Genomic DNA, 14,595 nt, shown 5'->3' with positions numbered 1-14,595 from the left:
TGCGCGGTGCGCTGCGCGATGTCGTAGCCCGCGTCGGCATGGCGCATGACGCCGGTGCCGGGGTCGTTCCACAGCACGCGCGACAGCCGCTTGTCGGCCGCCTCGGTGCCGTCGCAGACGATGACCACGCCGCTGTGCTGCGAGTAGCCCATGCCCACGCCGCCGCCGTGGTGCAGCGAGACCCAGGTCGCGCCGCCGGCGGTGTTGAGCATCGCGTTGAGCAGCGGCCAGTCGGACACGGCGTCGGAGCCGTCCTTCATCGACTCGGTCTCGCGGTTGGGGCTGGACACCGAGCCCGAGTCCAGGTGGTCGCGGCCGATGACGATCGGCGCCTTCAGCTCGCCGGTGCGGACCATCTCGTTGAAGGCCAGGCCGGCCTTGTGGCGCTCGCCCAGGCCCAGCCAGCAGATGCGCGCGGGCAGGCCCTGGAAGGCGATGCGCTCGCGCGCCATGTCCAGCCAGCGGTGCACGCCGGCGTGCTGCGGGAACAGCTCCTTGATCTTGGCGTCGGTCTTGTAGATGTCCTCCGGATCGCCGGACAGCGCGACCCAGCGGAACGGGCCGCGGCCCTCGCAGAACTGCGGGCGGACATAGGCGGGCACGAAGCCGGGGAAGTCGAAGGCGTTCTTCACGCCCTGGTCGAAGGCGACCTGGCGGATGTTGTTGCCGTAGTCGACGGTGGGGATGCCCATCGCCTGGAAGTCCAGCATCGCCTGCACGTGCACCGCGCAGCCGCGCGCGGCGGCGGCCTTCAGGTCGGCGTGCTTGGCGGCGTCGCCGGCGGCGGCCTTCCACTGCTCCACGCTCCAGCCCACCGGCAGGTAGCCGTTGATCAGGTCATGCGCCGAGGTCTGGTCGGTGACCAGGTCCGGCTTGATCGCGCTGCCGGCCTTCACCCGCGCCACCAGCGCGGGCAGCACCTCGGCCGCGTTGCCCAGCAGCGCGATGGAGACGGCCTTCTTCTCGGCCGTGTACTTGGCGATGCGCGCCAGCGCGTCGTCCAGGTCGGCGGCCTGCTCGTCGACGTAGCGGGTCTTCAGGCGGAAGTCGATGCGCGACTGCTGGCATTCGATCGTCAGCGAGCAGGCGCCGGCGAAGGTCGCCGCCAGCGGCTGCGCGCCGCCCATGCCGCCCAGGCCCGCGGTCAGCACCCAGCGGCCGACCATGTCGCCGCCGAAGTGCTGGCGGCCGGCCTCGGCGAAGGTCTCGTAGGTGCCCTGCACGATGCCCTGCGAGCCGATGTAGATCCACGAGCCGGCCGTCATCTGGCCGTACATCATCAGGCCCTTGCGGTCCAGCTCGTTGAAGTGCTCCCAGTTGGCCCAGGCCGGCACCAGGTTGGAGTTGGCCAGCAGCACGCGCGGCGCGTCGACGTGCGACGGGAAGACACCGACCGGCTTGCCCGACTGGATCAGCAGCGTCTCGTCCTCATTGAGGTTCTTCAGCGAGGCCAGGATCTGCTCGAAGCAGTCCCAGTTGCGCGCCGCCTTGCCGATGCCGCCGTACACGACCAGCGCGTCGGGGTTCTCGGCCACGGCCGGGTCCAGGTTGTTCTGGATCATCCGGTAGGCGGCCTCGATCAGCCAGTTCTTGCAATGCAGCTGCGTGCCGGTGGGGGCGCGGACGGGACGGGGTTGGGCGTGGGTGTTCATGACGGGTCCTTCCGGGGAAAGCAGGGAATCAATCGGGATAGATCATCGAAGCCGGCACGCGCATCGAGCGCCTGGCCAGCGGGTAATAGACCAGCGAGGTCAGCACCAGGCTGACGATCCAGGAGATGTCGGCGCCGCCGAGCCAGTCGGCGATCGGGCCGCGGTAGAGCTTCTGGTTCAGGAACGGGATCTGCACCAGCACGCCCATCACGTAGCAGCCCAGCGCCATCGCGTTCCAGGCGCCGTAGCGGCCGCGCGGGTCGTACAGCGCGGGGATGTCGACCTTCTCGCGCGAGACCAGGTAGTAGTCCACCAGGTTGATCGCGCTCCAGGGCACGAACACCGCCAGCAGCAGCAGGACGAAGTTCTTGAAGTGGTTCAGGAAGTCGGCGCTGGCCAGCACCGCCACGGCCATCGACAGCAGCACGAAGCCGATCACCGTCGCCGCGCGCGCGGTGGGGCCGATGCGCATCGACGGGCGGAAGGCGGTCAGCGTGGTCAGCAGCGTCATGCAGCCGCCGTAGGCGTTCAGGCAGTTCACCGTCAGCTTGCCGGCGACGATTACGACATAGATCGCCGCGGCCACCGCGGGGCCGGCCAGTTCGCCCATGAAGCCGACCTGGTTCTTCAGGAAGCCGCCGCCGACGGCCGCGACCAGCACGCCGAAGGTCATCGCCAGCTGCGCGCCCAGCACGGTGCCGGCGAAGGTGGTCCAGAAGGTGCGCGCGGTCGAGGTGCTGGTGGGCAGGTAGCGCGAGTAGTCCGCGACGTAGGGCGCGAAGGTCAGCTGCCAGCCGGCGGCCAGCGCCATCGTCAGCAGCAGCGAGGCCAGCGAGAAGGGCTTCTGGCCGAAGGCCGAGGCCACGTCGTGCTGCTGGAACAGCCGCAGCGCCAGGTAGCCGAAGCCCAGGATGCCCAGCACCGTGGAGATGCGGCCCACGACGTGGATCAGCCGGTAGCCGACGGTGGCGATCAGCGCGGTCAGTCCGCCGAAGACCAGGATGCCGGTCAGCGGCGACTGCGCGCCCAGCAGCAGGTTGATCGCCTGGCCCGACAGCACCGTGCCGGTCGCGGCGAAGCCCAGGTACATCACCAGCGTCAGCATCAGCGGCAGCGCCGCGCCCTTGACGCCGAACTGCACGCGGCTGGAGATCATCTGCGGCAGGCCCAGCCGCGGGCCCTGCGCCGAGTGCAGCGCCATCACCGCGCCGCCCAGCAGGTTGCCCAGCAGCAGGCCGACGATGGCCGTCGCCGCCTCGGCGCCGAACACGATCGCCAGCGCGCCGTCCACCACCGCGGTGATCTGCAGGTTGGCCGCCATCCACAGGCTGAACTGGCTGGCCGGGCTGCCGTGCCGCTCGCGCTCGGGGACGCGGTCGATGCTGCGCGTCTCCAGCAGCCGGGACGCGGAAGCGGGGGCGCCGGAGGCCGGCGTCGCCGCGGAGGTCGATACGGTCATGCACTGTCTCCTTGTGGCGGGCCTGGTCCCGCCGTCTGGTGTCCGCGTCTTGCAGCGCGATGTGGGCGGACTCTAGTTGTCTATACAAGTACAGTCAAGTAGGATGCGACCCCATGGCGACCTCCTCCTCGAGCCCCGTGTCCATGCCCCCGGCCAGCGCCGCGGGCGGCCCTTCGCCGCAGTACCTGAAGGTCAAGACGCACCTGCGCGAGGGCATCGCCAGCGGCCGCTGGCGGCCGGGCGAGCGGCTGCCGTCGGAGTCGGAGCTGACCGGGGCCTTCGGCGTCAGCCGCATGACGGTCAACCGCGCGTTGCGCGAGCTGCACCAGGAGGGCCTGGTGGAGCGGGTGCAGGGCGTGGGCAGCTTCGTCGCCCAGCTGCACCGGATCGCGTCGACGCTGACGGTGCGCGACGTGCATGAGGAGATCGCCGCGCGCGGCCACCGGCACGAGGCCCGGGTCCACGTGCTGGAGTCGCTCAAGGTCAGCGCCGAGCAGGCCGCGCTGCTGGGCCTGCGCGCCGGCGCGACGGTGTTCCACAGCGTCATCGTCCACCGCGAGAACGGCGTCGCGATCCAGTGCGAGGACCGGCTGGTCAACCCGGCCTGCGCGCCCGACTACATGGCGCAGGATTTCGAGCGGGTGACGCCCACGCATTACCTGCTGGAGGTGGCGCCGCTGTCGGAAGCGCGCTACACGATCGAGGCGGCGATGCCCAACGCGCTCGAGGCGCGGCTGCTGGGCATGCCGCGCGGCGAGGCCTGCCTCGTGGTGCGCCGCGCCACGTCCAGCCTGGGCCGCACGGTGACCGCCGTGCGGCTGGTGCATCCGGGCAGCCGCTATTTCCTGGAAGGCAGCTTCCAGGCCTGAGGCCTGGCGGCAACCGGTGTGACGATTGGTGACCTGAGCCGATGAGCGACGCTTCGACAATGCCCGCCTTGCACAACAACAACCCTGAGTTGGACGTCATGAGCTGGATGAGGATCACCGCCGACGAGGTCGCCCCGACCCCGTGGCGCAATGGTGGCGGACGGACGCGCGAGCTGCTCGCCTGGCCGCACGTGGCGGACTGGAAGGTGCGCATCAGCGTCGCCGACATCGAACGCGACGGCCCGTTCTCCGCCTTCCCCGGCGTGGACCGCTGGTTCGGCGTGCTGTCGGGCGACGGCGTGATCCTGCGCGGCCGCGCGCTCAAGCCCAACGAGGGCATCGTCCACTTCCCCGGCGAGGACGCGCCCCAGTGCGCGCTGATCGGCGGGCCGACCCAGGACTTCAACGCGATGCACCGGCGCGGCGCGGGCGTGTTCCGCGTGCAGCCGGCCGACCGGCCGGTGATCCCGCACGGCGCGCAGTGGCTGGGCCTGTTCACGCAGGAGGGCGGCATGCTGGTGCACGGCCACCGCTCGGTGCCGCTGGCGCCGCACACGCTGGCCTGGTGCGAGTCGCCGGCCGCGCAGAGCTGCGTCTTCGACGACGGCGATCGACACGGCCCCGCCTGGTGGCTGATCTGGAGCAAGACATGACGACGACCCGGCGCACGCTGTGGACGAACGCGACGCTGGCGACCTTCGCCGGCGAGCGCGACTGGGGCCTGGTGGCCGGCGGCGCGCTGCTGGTCGAGGGCGAGCAGCTGCGCTGGGTGGGACCGACCGCCGAATTGCCGGCGGCGCTTGTCGAGGGCGTGACCGAGGTGCACGACCTCGACGGCCGGCTGGTCACGCCGGGGCTGATCGACTGCCACACCCACCTGGTCTACGGCGGCGAGCGCTCGGCGGAATTCGAGCTGCGCCTGCAGGGCGCGACCTACGAGGAGATCGCCCGCGCCGGTGGCGGCATCCGCTCGACGGTGAACGCCACCCGCGCGGCCGGGGAGCATGAACTCCACGTCCTGGCCGTGCAGCGCGCCCGCGCGCTGATGGCCGAGGGGCTGACGACGCTGGAGGTGAAGTCGGGCTACGGGTTGTCGCTGGCGGCGGAGGCGAAATGCCTGCGCGTGGCGCGCAAGCTCGCCGAGCTCGGCCTGACGGTCCGCACGACCTACCTGGGCGCGCATGCGCTGCCCCCCGAATTCGAAGGCCGCCAGGACGAGTACGTCGACGCGGTCTGCGCCTGGCTGCCGGAGCTCAAGCGGCAGGGGCTGGTCGACGCGGTCGACGCGTTCTGCGAGCGCATCGCCTTCACGCCGGCGCAGACGCGGCGCGTGTTCGACGCGGCCAAGGCGCTGGGCCTGCCGGTGAAGCTGCACGCGGAGCAGCTCAGCGACCAGGGCGGCGCGGCGCTGGCGGCCGAGTTCGGCGCGCTGTCCTGCGACCACCTGGAATGGCTGAGCGACGCCGGCATCGCGGCGATGGCGCAGGCCGGCACCGTCGCGGTGCTGCTGCCGGGCGCCTTCTATTTCCTGCGCGAGACCAAGCTGCCCCCGATCCAGGCGCTGCGCGACGCCGGCGTGCCGATCGCGCTGGCGACCGACCACAACCCGGGCAGCTCGCCGGGGCTGTCGCTGCTGCTGATGCTGAACATGGCCTGCACCTTCTTCCGGATGACGCCGGAGGAGGCGCTGCGCGGGCTGACGGTGAACGCGGCGCGGGCGCTCGGCTTGCCCGACCGCGGGCGGCTGGCCGAAGGCCTGCGCGCCGACTTCTGCGTCTGGGACGCGGCGCATCCGCGGGAGCTGGCCTACTGGTTCGGGCGCAATCCGCTGCGCCAGACGGTCGTGGCGGGCAAGCCGCGCGGCTGAGACGACAAGCGGACGCGCGGCGCTCCCTCGGCGCCGCGACGGCCGCATGGAGACAAGAGGAACGAGCGATGAAGCACGACGTCTTTGAACTGCGGCGCGGCCGCACCCCGCTGCTGATCAGCATGCCGCACGTGGGCCGCGAGATCCCGGCCGACCAGCACGCCCGCTACGTCGAGCGCGCGCTCGGCAGCGAGGACACCGACTGGCACCTGGAGCCGCTGTACGCGCCGATCGCCGAGGAAGTCGGCGCCGGGCTGCTGATCCCGCGCTACTCGCGTTACCTGATCGACCTGAACCGCCCGCCCGAGGACACGCCGATGTACCCCGGCGCGTCCAACACCGAACTGTGCCCGACGCGGTTCTTCACCGGCGAGCCGCTGTACAAGGACGGCCAGGCGCCCGACGCCGCCGAGAAGCAGCGCCGCATCGCGCAGTACTGGGCGCCGTACCACCAGGCGCTGCAGGGCGAGCTGCAGCGGCTGCGCCAGGAGCACGGCTTCGCGCTGCTGTTCGAGGCCCACAGCATCCGCTCGGAACTGCCCTGGCTCTTCGAGGGCCAGTTGCCCGACCTCAACATCGGCACCGTCGAGGGCAAGTCCTGCAAGCAGGTCACGCGCCAGGCGATGGAGATCGCGCTGCAGGCGCAGGACCGCTTCAGCTGGGTCGTCGACGGACGCTTCAAGGGTGGCTACATCACGCGCCAGTACGGCCGGCCGGAACTCGGCCAGCAGGCGGTGCAGCTGGAGATGTGCTACCGCTGCTACATGGTCGAGAACGAGATGGGCTTCACCGGCTACGAGCTGGACGATGCCTGCGTCGAACGCGTGCGACCGGTGCTGTCGATGCTGCTGCAGGCCTACCTGATGGCCAATCCGACCCGGAGCGCCGCATGACCCCCGCCATCGTCGCCGCGACGACCGCCGTCACGACCGCGGTGAATGCCGCGATCCACGCCGTCACGCAGGGCATGGGCGGCCCGACGAGCTTCCACGCGCCGCTGGCATGGCTCGACGGCCGCTGGCAGCGCGACGTGCTGATGCGCGCCGGCGCCGACGGCCACTGGCTCGACCTGACCGCCGGCCAGCCGGCGCCGGCCGACGCGGTGCGCCTGGACGGCCCGGTGCTGCCGACGCTGGTCGACGCGCACAGCCACGCGTTCCAGCGCGCGTTCGCCGGCCTGGCCGAGCAGCGCGACAGCGACAGCGACGACTTCTGGTCCTGGCGCGACCGCATGTACGGCGTGGCGCTGCGCGTGACGCCGGCGCAGCTCAAGGCGATCGCCGCGCAGCTCTACACCGAGCTGCTGGCCGGCGGCTACACGCAGGTCTGCGAGTTCCACTACCTGCACCACCGCGAGGACGGCACGCCTTACGAGGACGAGCACGTGATGTCGCTCGCGCTGGCCGAGGCGGCGCAGGAGGTCGGCATCGGCCTGACGCTGCTGCCGGTGCTGTACGCGCATGCCGGCTTCGCGCAGCGCGGCCTGCGGGAGACGCAGCGGCGTTTCCGCACCGATGCCGAGTGGGTCTGGCGCGCCTGCGAGCGCCTCAACGCCGCGGGGCTGCCGCTGGTGCGCGCGGGCGTGGCGGTGCATTCGCTGCGCGCGGCGCATCCGGACGACGTGCGCGCACTGCAGGCGCTGGTGGGCGATGCCGACATTCCCATCCACGTGCATGTCGCCGAGCAGCAGCAGGAAGTGAACGACTGCCTGGCGGCGACCGGCAAGCGGCCGATCGCCTTCCTGGCGGACCACGGCCTGGATCCGCGCTGGCAGCTGGTGCACGCGACGCACAGCACACCCGAGGAGATCGCGCGCATCGCCGCCAGCGGCGCCGGCGTGGTGATCTGCCCGGGCACCGAGGGCAACCTCGGCGACGGGCTGGCGGACCTGGGCGGCTGGCTGGGCGCGGGCGTGCCGATGACGGTGGGCTCGGACAGCCAGGTCACCCGCGGCTGGGTCGAGGAGCTGCGCTGGCTGGAATACGGCCAGCGCCTGGGCCTGCAGCGGCGCAACGTCGCGGCCCAGCCGGGGCGGCAGCCGTCGACGGCGGCGCGGCTGTTCGACGCCAGCGTCGCCGGCAGCGCGCGGGCCGCGGGATTGGCGTCCTGGGGGCTGAAGGCGGGCGCGCGGGCGGATTTCCTGGTGCTGGACACGACCGCCAGCGGCCTGGCCGGGCTGCCCGACGCGGCGCTGCTGGACGGACTGGTCTTCGCCAGCCAGGGCCAGCCCTGGCGCGAGGTCTACGTCGCCGGCCAGCGCCGCGCGATCGAGGACGCGGCGCGCCGGGACCGCTTCGTCGAGACGATGAACGCGCTCTGGCGCTGAGCGCGGCGCGGGCACGCCGGGCGCCGATGCCCTGACGCGCCGCTCGCCGGGCGGGTCGCCGCCGCGCCACCCCCGTTTCCGCAGGATGTGCGGCCGGCACGGCCGCTGCTAGGCTTTTCCCATTCCACTCGACAAGTTGGGAATGCCATGTGGTCCATGCGTAGCTTCACGATCCGGACGCGCCTCATGGCGCTCGGCCTGTTGTCGGTGCTCGCGATGCTGCTGATCGGCGGCGACGGGCTGTGGGCGATGGCCCGGACGAAACAGGACTTCCAGCACTACGTCCAGCAGGACGTCGAGTCTCTGGTGCAGCTCTCGGAGGTGCGCGCGGGCGTGGGCAACCTGCGGCGCTACGAGAAGGACATGCTGATCAACATCGGCGACGACGCGGCCGTGAAGCGTTATCACGAGGAGTGGCGCAAGACCTTCGACGGCGTCAACCAGAGCCTGGACGCGATCGGCGCGCTGGACATCCTGGCCGGGATCAAGTCAATGCCGCCGGCGATGAAGGCCTCGCTGGCCAACTACCGCGCCGGGCTGGACGGCATCGTGGCGCGGATCCTGAAGCAGGAGTTCGTCGACTCCGCCGAGGCCAACCGGCAGACCGAGCCGATCAAGGGGCCGGTGCGGGAGATGGACAAGCAGCTCGGCGAGATGACGCAGGCCATCATGGCGCGCGGCAACGAGGAGGTGCGGCGCCTGGACGCCGAGGAGACCCGCATCCGCACCGCGCTGGGCGGCGTGATGCTGGTGGGCGTGCTGGTGATCGGCACCTTCACCTTCTTCAACATCGCGTCGATCCTGACGCCGCTGGCGCAGGCGGTCTCCACCACCGAGCGCATCGCGCGCCAGGACCTGAGCGAGCGCGTCGACGTGCACGGCATCGACGAGACCGCCGCGATGATGCGCGGCGTGCAGGGGATGCAGAGCTCGATCCGCGACGTGGTCAGCGGGGTGCGCAGCGCCACCGACAGCATCGCCACCGCGTCGCGCGAGGTCGCCGCCGGTGCGCACGACCTGAGCTATCGGACCGAGCAGGCGGCGTCCAACCTCGAGGAGACGGCCTCGGCGATGGAGCAGCTCACCGCCAGCGTGGAGCACAACGCGGACTCGGCGCGCCAGGCCAACCAGCTCGCCGAGGAAGCGGCCGGCGCCGCCGGGCGCGGGGTCGAGGTGGTCGGCGAGGTGGTCGAGACGATGGGCAAGATCAGCGCGTCGTCGGCGCGCATCGGCGACATCATCGGCACCATCGACGGCATCGCCTTCCAGACCAACATCCTGGCGCTGAACGCCGCCGTTGAGGCGGCGCGCGCGGGCGAGCAGGGCCGCGGGTTCGCGGTCGTCGCCGGGGAGGTCCGCACGCTGGCGCAGCGCAGCGCGGAAGCGGCCAAGGAGATCAAGGCACTGATCACCTCCAGCGGCGAGAGCGTCGCCAGCGGCGCCGCGTTGGTGGGCCGGGCCGGGCAGACGATGAACGAGATCTCGGACTCGATCACGCGGGTCTCGCGGATCGTGGCCGAGATCAGCCACGCGACCAAGGAGCAGAGCGGCGGCATCAACCAGATCGGCTCGGCGATCTCGCAGCTCGACCAGATGACGCAGCAGAACGCGGCGCTGGTGGAGGAGTCCGCCGCGGCGGCGCAGAGCCTGCAGCACCAGGCCGACGCGCTGTCGCAATCGGTGGCGGTGTTCAAGCTCGGCTGAGGTCCCGGCGTCCGTGAATTCCGTCCGGGAAGATGCCACGCCCGAGGGACGCGCGCGCGTCGCGTCACCGGACGCGGGCATGGCGACTGCTAGGCTTTTCGCTTCGATTCAATTCGTTGGGAAACCATGCAGTTTCTGCGCAACCACACGATCCGCACGCGCCTGCTCGGCCTGGGCCTGCTGTCCGTCCTGGCCCTGGTCCTGATCGGCGGCGCCGGCCTCTGGGCCATGGGCAGCGCGCGGTCCGACTTCCAGCGCTACGTCGACCAGGATGTCGGCGCGCTGACCGAGCTTTCCGAAGTCCGCGCCGGCATCGGCAACCTGCGGCGCTTCGAGAAGGACATGCTGATCAACATCGGCGACGACGGCACCGTCAAGCAGGCGCAGGCCGACTGGCAGAAGACCTACGCCGGCGTGATCCGCAGCCTGGACGCGCTGTCCGCGCTGGACGTCGATCCGGCGATCCGCGCGATGCCGCCGCAGCTCAAGGACGCGTTGCAGCGCTACAAGGCCGGCGTGGACGACATCGCCAAGCGCATCCTGAACGCCGACTTCGTCGACGCCGCCGAGGCCAACCGCTCGACCGACACGATCAAGGCGCCGGTGCAGGCGATGGACCGCGGCGTGGCCGACATGACGCAGGCCATCCTGCAGCGCGGCCGCGACGCCCAGGACAGCCTGAGCGCGCGCGAACGTGGCGTGCGCGGCGCGCTCGGGCTGGTGATGCTGGTCGGCGTCGCGCTGATCGGGCTGCTGACGGTGCTGAACATCCGCTCCATCCTGGCGCCGCTGGCCCAGGCGGTGAGCACCACCGAACGCATCGCCCGCAAGGACCTGAGCGAACCGGTGGCCGTGGAGGGCGCGGACGAGACCGCCGCCATGGCGCGCGGCGTGCAGGGCATGCAGGACTCGATCCGCGAGGTGGTCGGCAGCGTGCGCAGCGCCACCGACAGCATCGCGACCGCGTCGCGCGAAGTGGCCGCCGGCGCGCATGACCTGAGCCAGCGCACCGAGCAGGCCGCGTCCAATCTGCAAGCCACCGCCTCGGCGATGAGCGAGCTGACCACCAGCGTCCAGCACAACACCGCCTCCGCCGGCGAGGCCAAGGCCCTGGCCGAGCAGGCCGCCGACGTGGCGGTCCGCGGCGTGAGCGTCGTCGGCGAGGTGGTCCAGACGATGGGCAAGATCAGCGCGTCGTCGGCGCGCATCGGCGACATCATCGGCACCATCGATGGGATCGCCTTCCAGACCAACATCCTGGCGTTGAACGCCGCCGTCGAGGCGGCGCGCGCGGGCGAGCAGGGCCGCGGGTTCGCGGTCGTCGCCGGGGAGGTCCGCACGCTGGCGCAGCGCAGCGCGGAAGCGGCCAAGGAGATCAAGCAGCTGATCACCGTCAGCGGCGAAAGCGTCGCCAACGGCGCGGCCCTGGTCGAGCGCGCGGGACAGACCATCCACGAGATCTCCGAATCGATCTCGCGCGTGTCCCGCATCGTGGCGGAGATCAGCCACGCCACCGCCGAGCAGAGCGGCGGCATCCACCAGATCGGGTCGGCGATCTCGCAGCTCGACCAGATGACGCAGCAGAACGCCGCGCTGGTCGAGGAATCGGCGGCGGCGGCGCAGAGCCTGCAGCAGCAGGCCGACGCGCTGGCGCAGTCGGTGGCGGTGTTCAAGCTGGACTGACGCTTGGGCGATTGCGCGGGGTTGGGCGCTCGCGCGACTGCCTCGGTCCGGGCGTTGGCCGCCATGGCATGGGGCTGTCGGACCTGCGGTCCTCCAGCGCTCGCCAGGCGTCGCACAGTCCACTGGACTGTGCTCGGTCCTGGCTCTCCCACAGGCGGCAAGCGCCTGAACCCCATGCCATGCCGTCCCCAACCACCACCGTACTTCCCCGGTTTTGCAACCGAGGACGTCGTGGGAATCAAGGAGCGATGAACTGGACGCGGTTGCGGCCAGCGTCCTTGGCGGCGTAAAGCGCCCGGTCCGCCGTTTCGACCAGGACCGATGCCTTCTCCGGCGGCTCGCCGGCGCACAGCCCGATCGACACCGTCACCCGCAGCCCCTGCGCCAGCTCGCCCCAGCCGTGGTTCGCGATCGCGCCGCGTAGCCGCTCGCAGATGTCCTGCGCGCGCGACGGGTCGACGCCGACGAACACCAGCATGAACTCCTCGCCGCCGACCCGCGCCAGCAGGTCGGCGCTGCGCAGCTGCCGCCGCAGCACCTGCGCGACCTTCTGCAGCGCCTGGTCGCCGACACCATGCCCGAAGGCATCGTTGACCTGCTTGAAATGGTCGACGTCCAACATCCCCAGCGCGATCGGCTTGCGCTCCTGCCGCGCCCGCTCCAGCAGCAGCGGCAGCGCGAACTCCGCGTGCCGCCGGTTGTTCAGCCCGGTCAACGCGTCCTCATGCGCCATGCGGCCCAGTTCCGCCGCCTGCCGCCGCAGGCGCTGCTGCTCCTGCTCCGCCAGGTCGGCCCGCTCGCGCTCGCGTCGCGCGTCCTGCATCGCGTGCTCCGCGCGCGCCTGCGCCTGCTCGAACTCCTGCCGGATCAGCATCGCCTCGGTCTGCAGCGCCATCGCGTTGCGCGCCCCCTGGCGCTCGAGCGCCGACAGCTGCTCATGCGCCGCCAGCGCCCGCGCCGCATCGCCGCGCAGCTTGTAGCCGCGGTAGATCGCCAGCGTCAGCTGCCGCCGCAGGCGCACCGGGAGTTGCTGCGGCGCCTGCTGCTTCACCAGGTCCTGCAGCGTCTCCAGCGCCGGCAGCGCGTCCGTCGCGCCGGTCGCGTCGTCGCGCTTGAGCTGCAGCAGCCCGCGCTGCGCGCGCGCCTGCAGCACCATGCCGGCGTAGCCGTGCCGCTGCGCCAGGCGTTCGTACTCGTCGGCGATCTGCAGCGCCTCGTCGATCTCGCCGGTGCCCAGCTGCAGTTCCACCAGGTTGGACAGCGAGACGACGATCAGGAAGGGATTGCCTTCCTCCCGCACCAGTTCCGCCGCCCGGATCGCGTAGGGCGCGGCCTGCCCGAGCGCATGGGCCGCGGCGGCGCGGTCCTCGTCGCGCAGCGCCTCCGCGTGCGCCTGCAGCCAGAAGTGCGCCAGGTTGTTGAGGCAGGAGAGCAGGAGCTCGCGCTCGCCGGCGGCCTGCTGTTGCGCGATCTCCAGCGCCTGCAGCGTGTGCTGGCAGGCCTGCTCGACCTGGTCGGACGCGGCGAAGGCCACCGCCAACCGGTTCAGCGCCCAGGCCTCGCGCGCCGCGTCGGGCACCCGCCGCGCCGCCGCCAGCGCCTGCCAGCCGGCCTGCACCGCGTCGCGGCCCATCTGGAACTGCGCGTAGACGTAGCAGAGCTCGGTGAGCGCGTCGGCGGTCCATTCGTCCTGCTCGGGCCCGTCGATGAGCCGCACCAGCGCGACCGCCTCGCTGGCGCGCCGCAACGCCGCCTGCAGGTCGCCCTGCCGCGGCAGGTTGTGCGCGATCAGGATCAGCGCCCGGGCACGGTCGCGCACCGAGTCGGCCGCCACCAGCGACAACTCCAGCGCATCGGTCGCGTCGCGGTAGGCGCCACGCCGGCTCAGGTGCAAGGCTCGGGCCAGTTCTCGCTGGAACAAGGCGGACTCCCTCCGTGATGTTGTCGACCTTGATGCCCGCAGCATTCGCCGCCGGACACCGCACGTCAATGGCGGCTGGCCCCAGTGGACGATGGATACAGTCGCGGGCATGTCAAAAGTCTCGAAAGCCCCCGTCTTGCCGCCACCACCCCCCGAACCGGCCGGTTTCACCGCCGCGCGGGGGGCGGCAACGGGCGCTCCCGGCGGTGGCATCGGCCACGACAAGGGGACAGGCCGGGGCATGGGCCACGCCGTCGGGGGCACGGGCACCGGCACCTCGACCGGCTCGGGCGGCGACGGGGAACGGCTGCTCGTCGGCGTCGACTTCACCAGCGCGCCGACCGCCCGCAAGCCGATCCGGCTGGCCTTCGGCCGCCGCCGTGGCGCCGTCGTTCAGCTCGCGCGTCAGGAGGGGCTCACCTCGCTGGCCGCCTTCGAGGCCTGGCTCGCCGGTCCCGGGCCATGGCTGGGCGGCTTCGACCTGCCGTTCGGGCTGCCGCGCGAACTGGTCGAGACACTCGGCTGGCCGACCGACTGGGCGCCGTTGATCGCGCATTACGCGGCGCTGTCGCGCGCGGAGATCCGGGACACCTTCGCCGCGTTCTGCGATGCGCGGCCCGCCGGCCGCAAGTTCGCGCACCGCGCCTGCGACGGGCCGGCCGGCTCGTCGCCCAGCATGAAGTGGGTCAACCCGCCGGTCGCCTACATGCTGCACGCCGGCGTGCCGCGGCTGGTGGCGGCCGGCGTGCACCTGCCCGGCCTGCACGGCGGCGACCCGGCGCGCGTGGCGCTGGAGGCCTATCCCGGGCTGCTGGCCCGGGAGCTGATCGGCGCGCGCAGCTACAAGAGCGACGACCGCGCCAAGCAGACGCCCGAGCGGCTGATCGCCCGCAAGGACCTGATCGAGGCGCTCGAGCAGGGGCGCAGCCGGCTCGGGCTGCGGCTGAAGCTGACGCACGCGCAGCGCGACGAACTGGCCGACGACGGCAGCGGCGACAAGCTCGACGCGGTGTTGTGCCTGATGCAGGCGGCCTGGGCCGACGGCCGGGCGGACTACGGCCAGCCCGCCGACATGGACACCCTCGAAGGGTGGATAGTCGGCGCCTGATCCAAC

At 71.8% G+C, this 14,595-nt stretch carries 11 protein-coding genes; 8 read left to right on the top strand and 3 right to left on the bottom strand.

The features are described 5' to 3' along the window. Both hutU and N5D62_RS26390 read right to left on the bottom strand, forming a co-directional pair. Positions 1-1,652 (bottom strand): urocanate hydratase (hutU, locus tag N5D62_RS26395; protein WP_279761017.1); only part of this gene is annotated, 1,652 nt, incomplete at its 3' end. A gap of 28 nt (positions 1,653-1,680) precedes the next feature. After that, positions 1,681-3,111, bottom strand: a complete 1,431-nt coding sequence (locus N5D62_RS26390; protein ID WP_279761015.1) for a cytosine permease — start codon at positions 3,109-3,111, stop codon at positions 1,681-1,683. A gap of 113 nt (positions 3,112-3,224) precedes the next feature. Here N5D62_RS26390 and hutC point away from each other — a divergent pair, with 113 nt between their 5' ends. The 7 genes from hutC to N5D62_RS26355 all read left to right on the top strand — a co-directional run bounded on the left by hutC (position 3,225) and on the right by N5D62_RS26355 (position 11,560). Next, positions 3,225-3,980: a histidine utilization repressor gene (hutC, locus tag N5D62_RS26385; RefSeq protein WP_279761013.1), complete on the top strand. Its 756-nt coding sequence runs from the start codon at positions 3,225-3,227 to the stop codon at positions 3,978-3,980. 59 nt (positions 3,981-4,039) lie between these two features. After that, positions 4,040-4,633 carry a HutD family protein gene (locus N5D62_RS26380; protein WP_279761011.1) on the top strand — a complete coding sequence of 198 codons (594 nt, stop codon included), beginning with the start codon at positions 4,040-4,042 and terminating at the stop codon, positions 4,631-4,633. Further along, positions 4,630-5,847: an imidazolonepropionase gene (gene hutI, locus N5D62_RS26375; protein ID WP_279761010.1), complete on the top strand. Its 1,218-nt coding sequence runs from the start codon at positions 4,630-4,632 to the stop codon at positions 5,845-5,847. The genes N5D62_RS26380 and hutI overlap by 4 nt, the downstream gene beginning before the upstream one ends. A 68-nt stretch (positions 5,848-5,915) precedes the next feature. Continuing rightward, entirely contained in the window at positions 5,916-6,740 is an 825-nt protein-coding gene (gene hutG, locus N5D62_RS26370) for an N-formylglutamate deformylase (protein WP_279761009.1), read from the top strand. Continuing rightward, entirely contained in the window at positions 6,737-8,173 is a 1,437-nt protein-coding gene (gene hutF / locus N5D62_RS26365) for a formimidoylglutamate deiminase (RefSeq protein ID WP_279761008.1), read from the top strand. The genes hutG and hutF overlap by 4 nt, the downstream gene beginning before the upstream one ends. Positions 8,174-8,320: 147 nt before the next feature. Then, entirely contained in the window at positions 8,321-9,877 is a 1,557-nt protein-coding gene (locus tag N5D62_RS26360; protein ID WP_279761007.1) for a methyl-accepting chemotaxis protein, read from the top strand. A 126-nt stretch (positions 9,878-10,003) separates the two neighbouring features. Then, complete coding sequence (locus N5D62_RS26355; RefSeq protein WP_279761006.1) at positions 10,004-11,560, top strand: methyl-accepting chemotaxis protein; 1,557 nt, start codon at positions 10,004-10,006, stop codon at positions 11,558-11,560. Between the two features lie 238 nt (positions 11,561-11,798). Here the strand turns inward: N5D62_RS26355 and N5D62_RS26350 are convergent, their stop codons facing one another. Continuing rightward, positions 11,799-13,481, bottom strand: a complete 1,683-nt coding sequence (locus N5D62_RS26350; RefSeq protein WP_279761005.1) for a diguanylate cyclase — start codon at positions 13,479-13,481, stop codon at positions 11,799-11,801. A 241-nt stretch (positions 13,482-13,722) separates the two neighbouring features. Here N5D62_RS26350 and N5D62_RS26345 point away from each other — a divergent pair, with 241 nt between their 5' ends. Next, positions 13,723-14,589: a DUF429 domain-containing protein gene (locus N5D62_RS26345; protein ID WP_279761004.1), complete on the top strand. Its 867-nt coding sequence runs from the start codon at positions 13,723-13,725 to the stop codon at positions 14,587-14,589. Positions 14,590-14,595 lie beyond the last annotated feature (6 nt).

It is taken from the genome of Mitsuaria sp. GD03876 (assembly GCF_029840635.1).
GTDB lineage: Bacteria > Pseudomonadota > Gammaproteobacteria > Burkholderiales > Burkholderiaceae_C > Roseateles.
The sequence above is the reverse complement of the archived record's forward strand: the minus strand, read 5'-3'. Positions and strand labels throughout refer to the sequence as shown.

Coding starts and splice junctions, on each gene's coding strand:
- hutI (WP_279761010.1), top strand. CDS start 4,630: ATGACGACGACCCGGCGCACGCTGTGGACGAACGCGACGCTGGCGACC.
- N5D62_RS26355 (WP_279761006.1), top strand. CDS start 10,004: ATGCAGTTTCTGCGCAACCACACGATCCGCACGCGCCTGCTCGGCCTG.
- N5D62_RS26360 (WP_279761007.1), top strand. CDS start 8,321: ATGTGGTCCATGCGTAGCTTCACGATCCGGACGCGCCTCATGGCGCTC.
- N5D62_RS26345 (WP_279761004.1), top strand. CDS start 13,723: ATGGGCCACGCCGTCGGGGGCACGGGCACCGGCACCTCGACCGGCTCG.
- hutC (WP_279761013.1), top strand. CDS start 3,225: ATGGCGACCTCCTCCTCGAGCCCCGTGTCCATGCCCCCGGCCAGCGCC.
- hutG (WP_279761009.1), top strand. CDS start 5,916: ATGAAGCACGACGTCTTTGAACTGCGGCGCGGCCGCACCCCGCTGCTG.
- hutF (WP_279761008.1), top strand. CDS start 6,737: ATGACCCCCGCCATCGTCGCCGCGACGACCGCCGTCACGACCGCGGTG.
- N5D62_RS26390 (WP_279761015.1), bottom strand. CDS start 3,111: ATGACCGTATCGACCTCCGCGGCGACGCCGGCCTCCGGCGCCCCCGCT.
- N5D62_RS26380 (WP_279761011.1), top strand. CDS start 4,040: ATGCCCGCCTTGCACAACAACAACCCTGAGTTGGACGTCATGAGCTGG.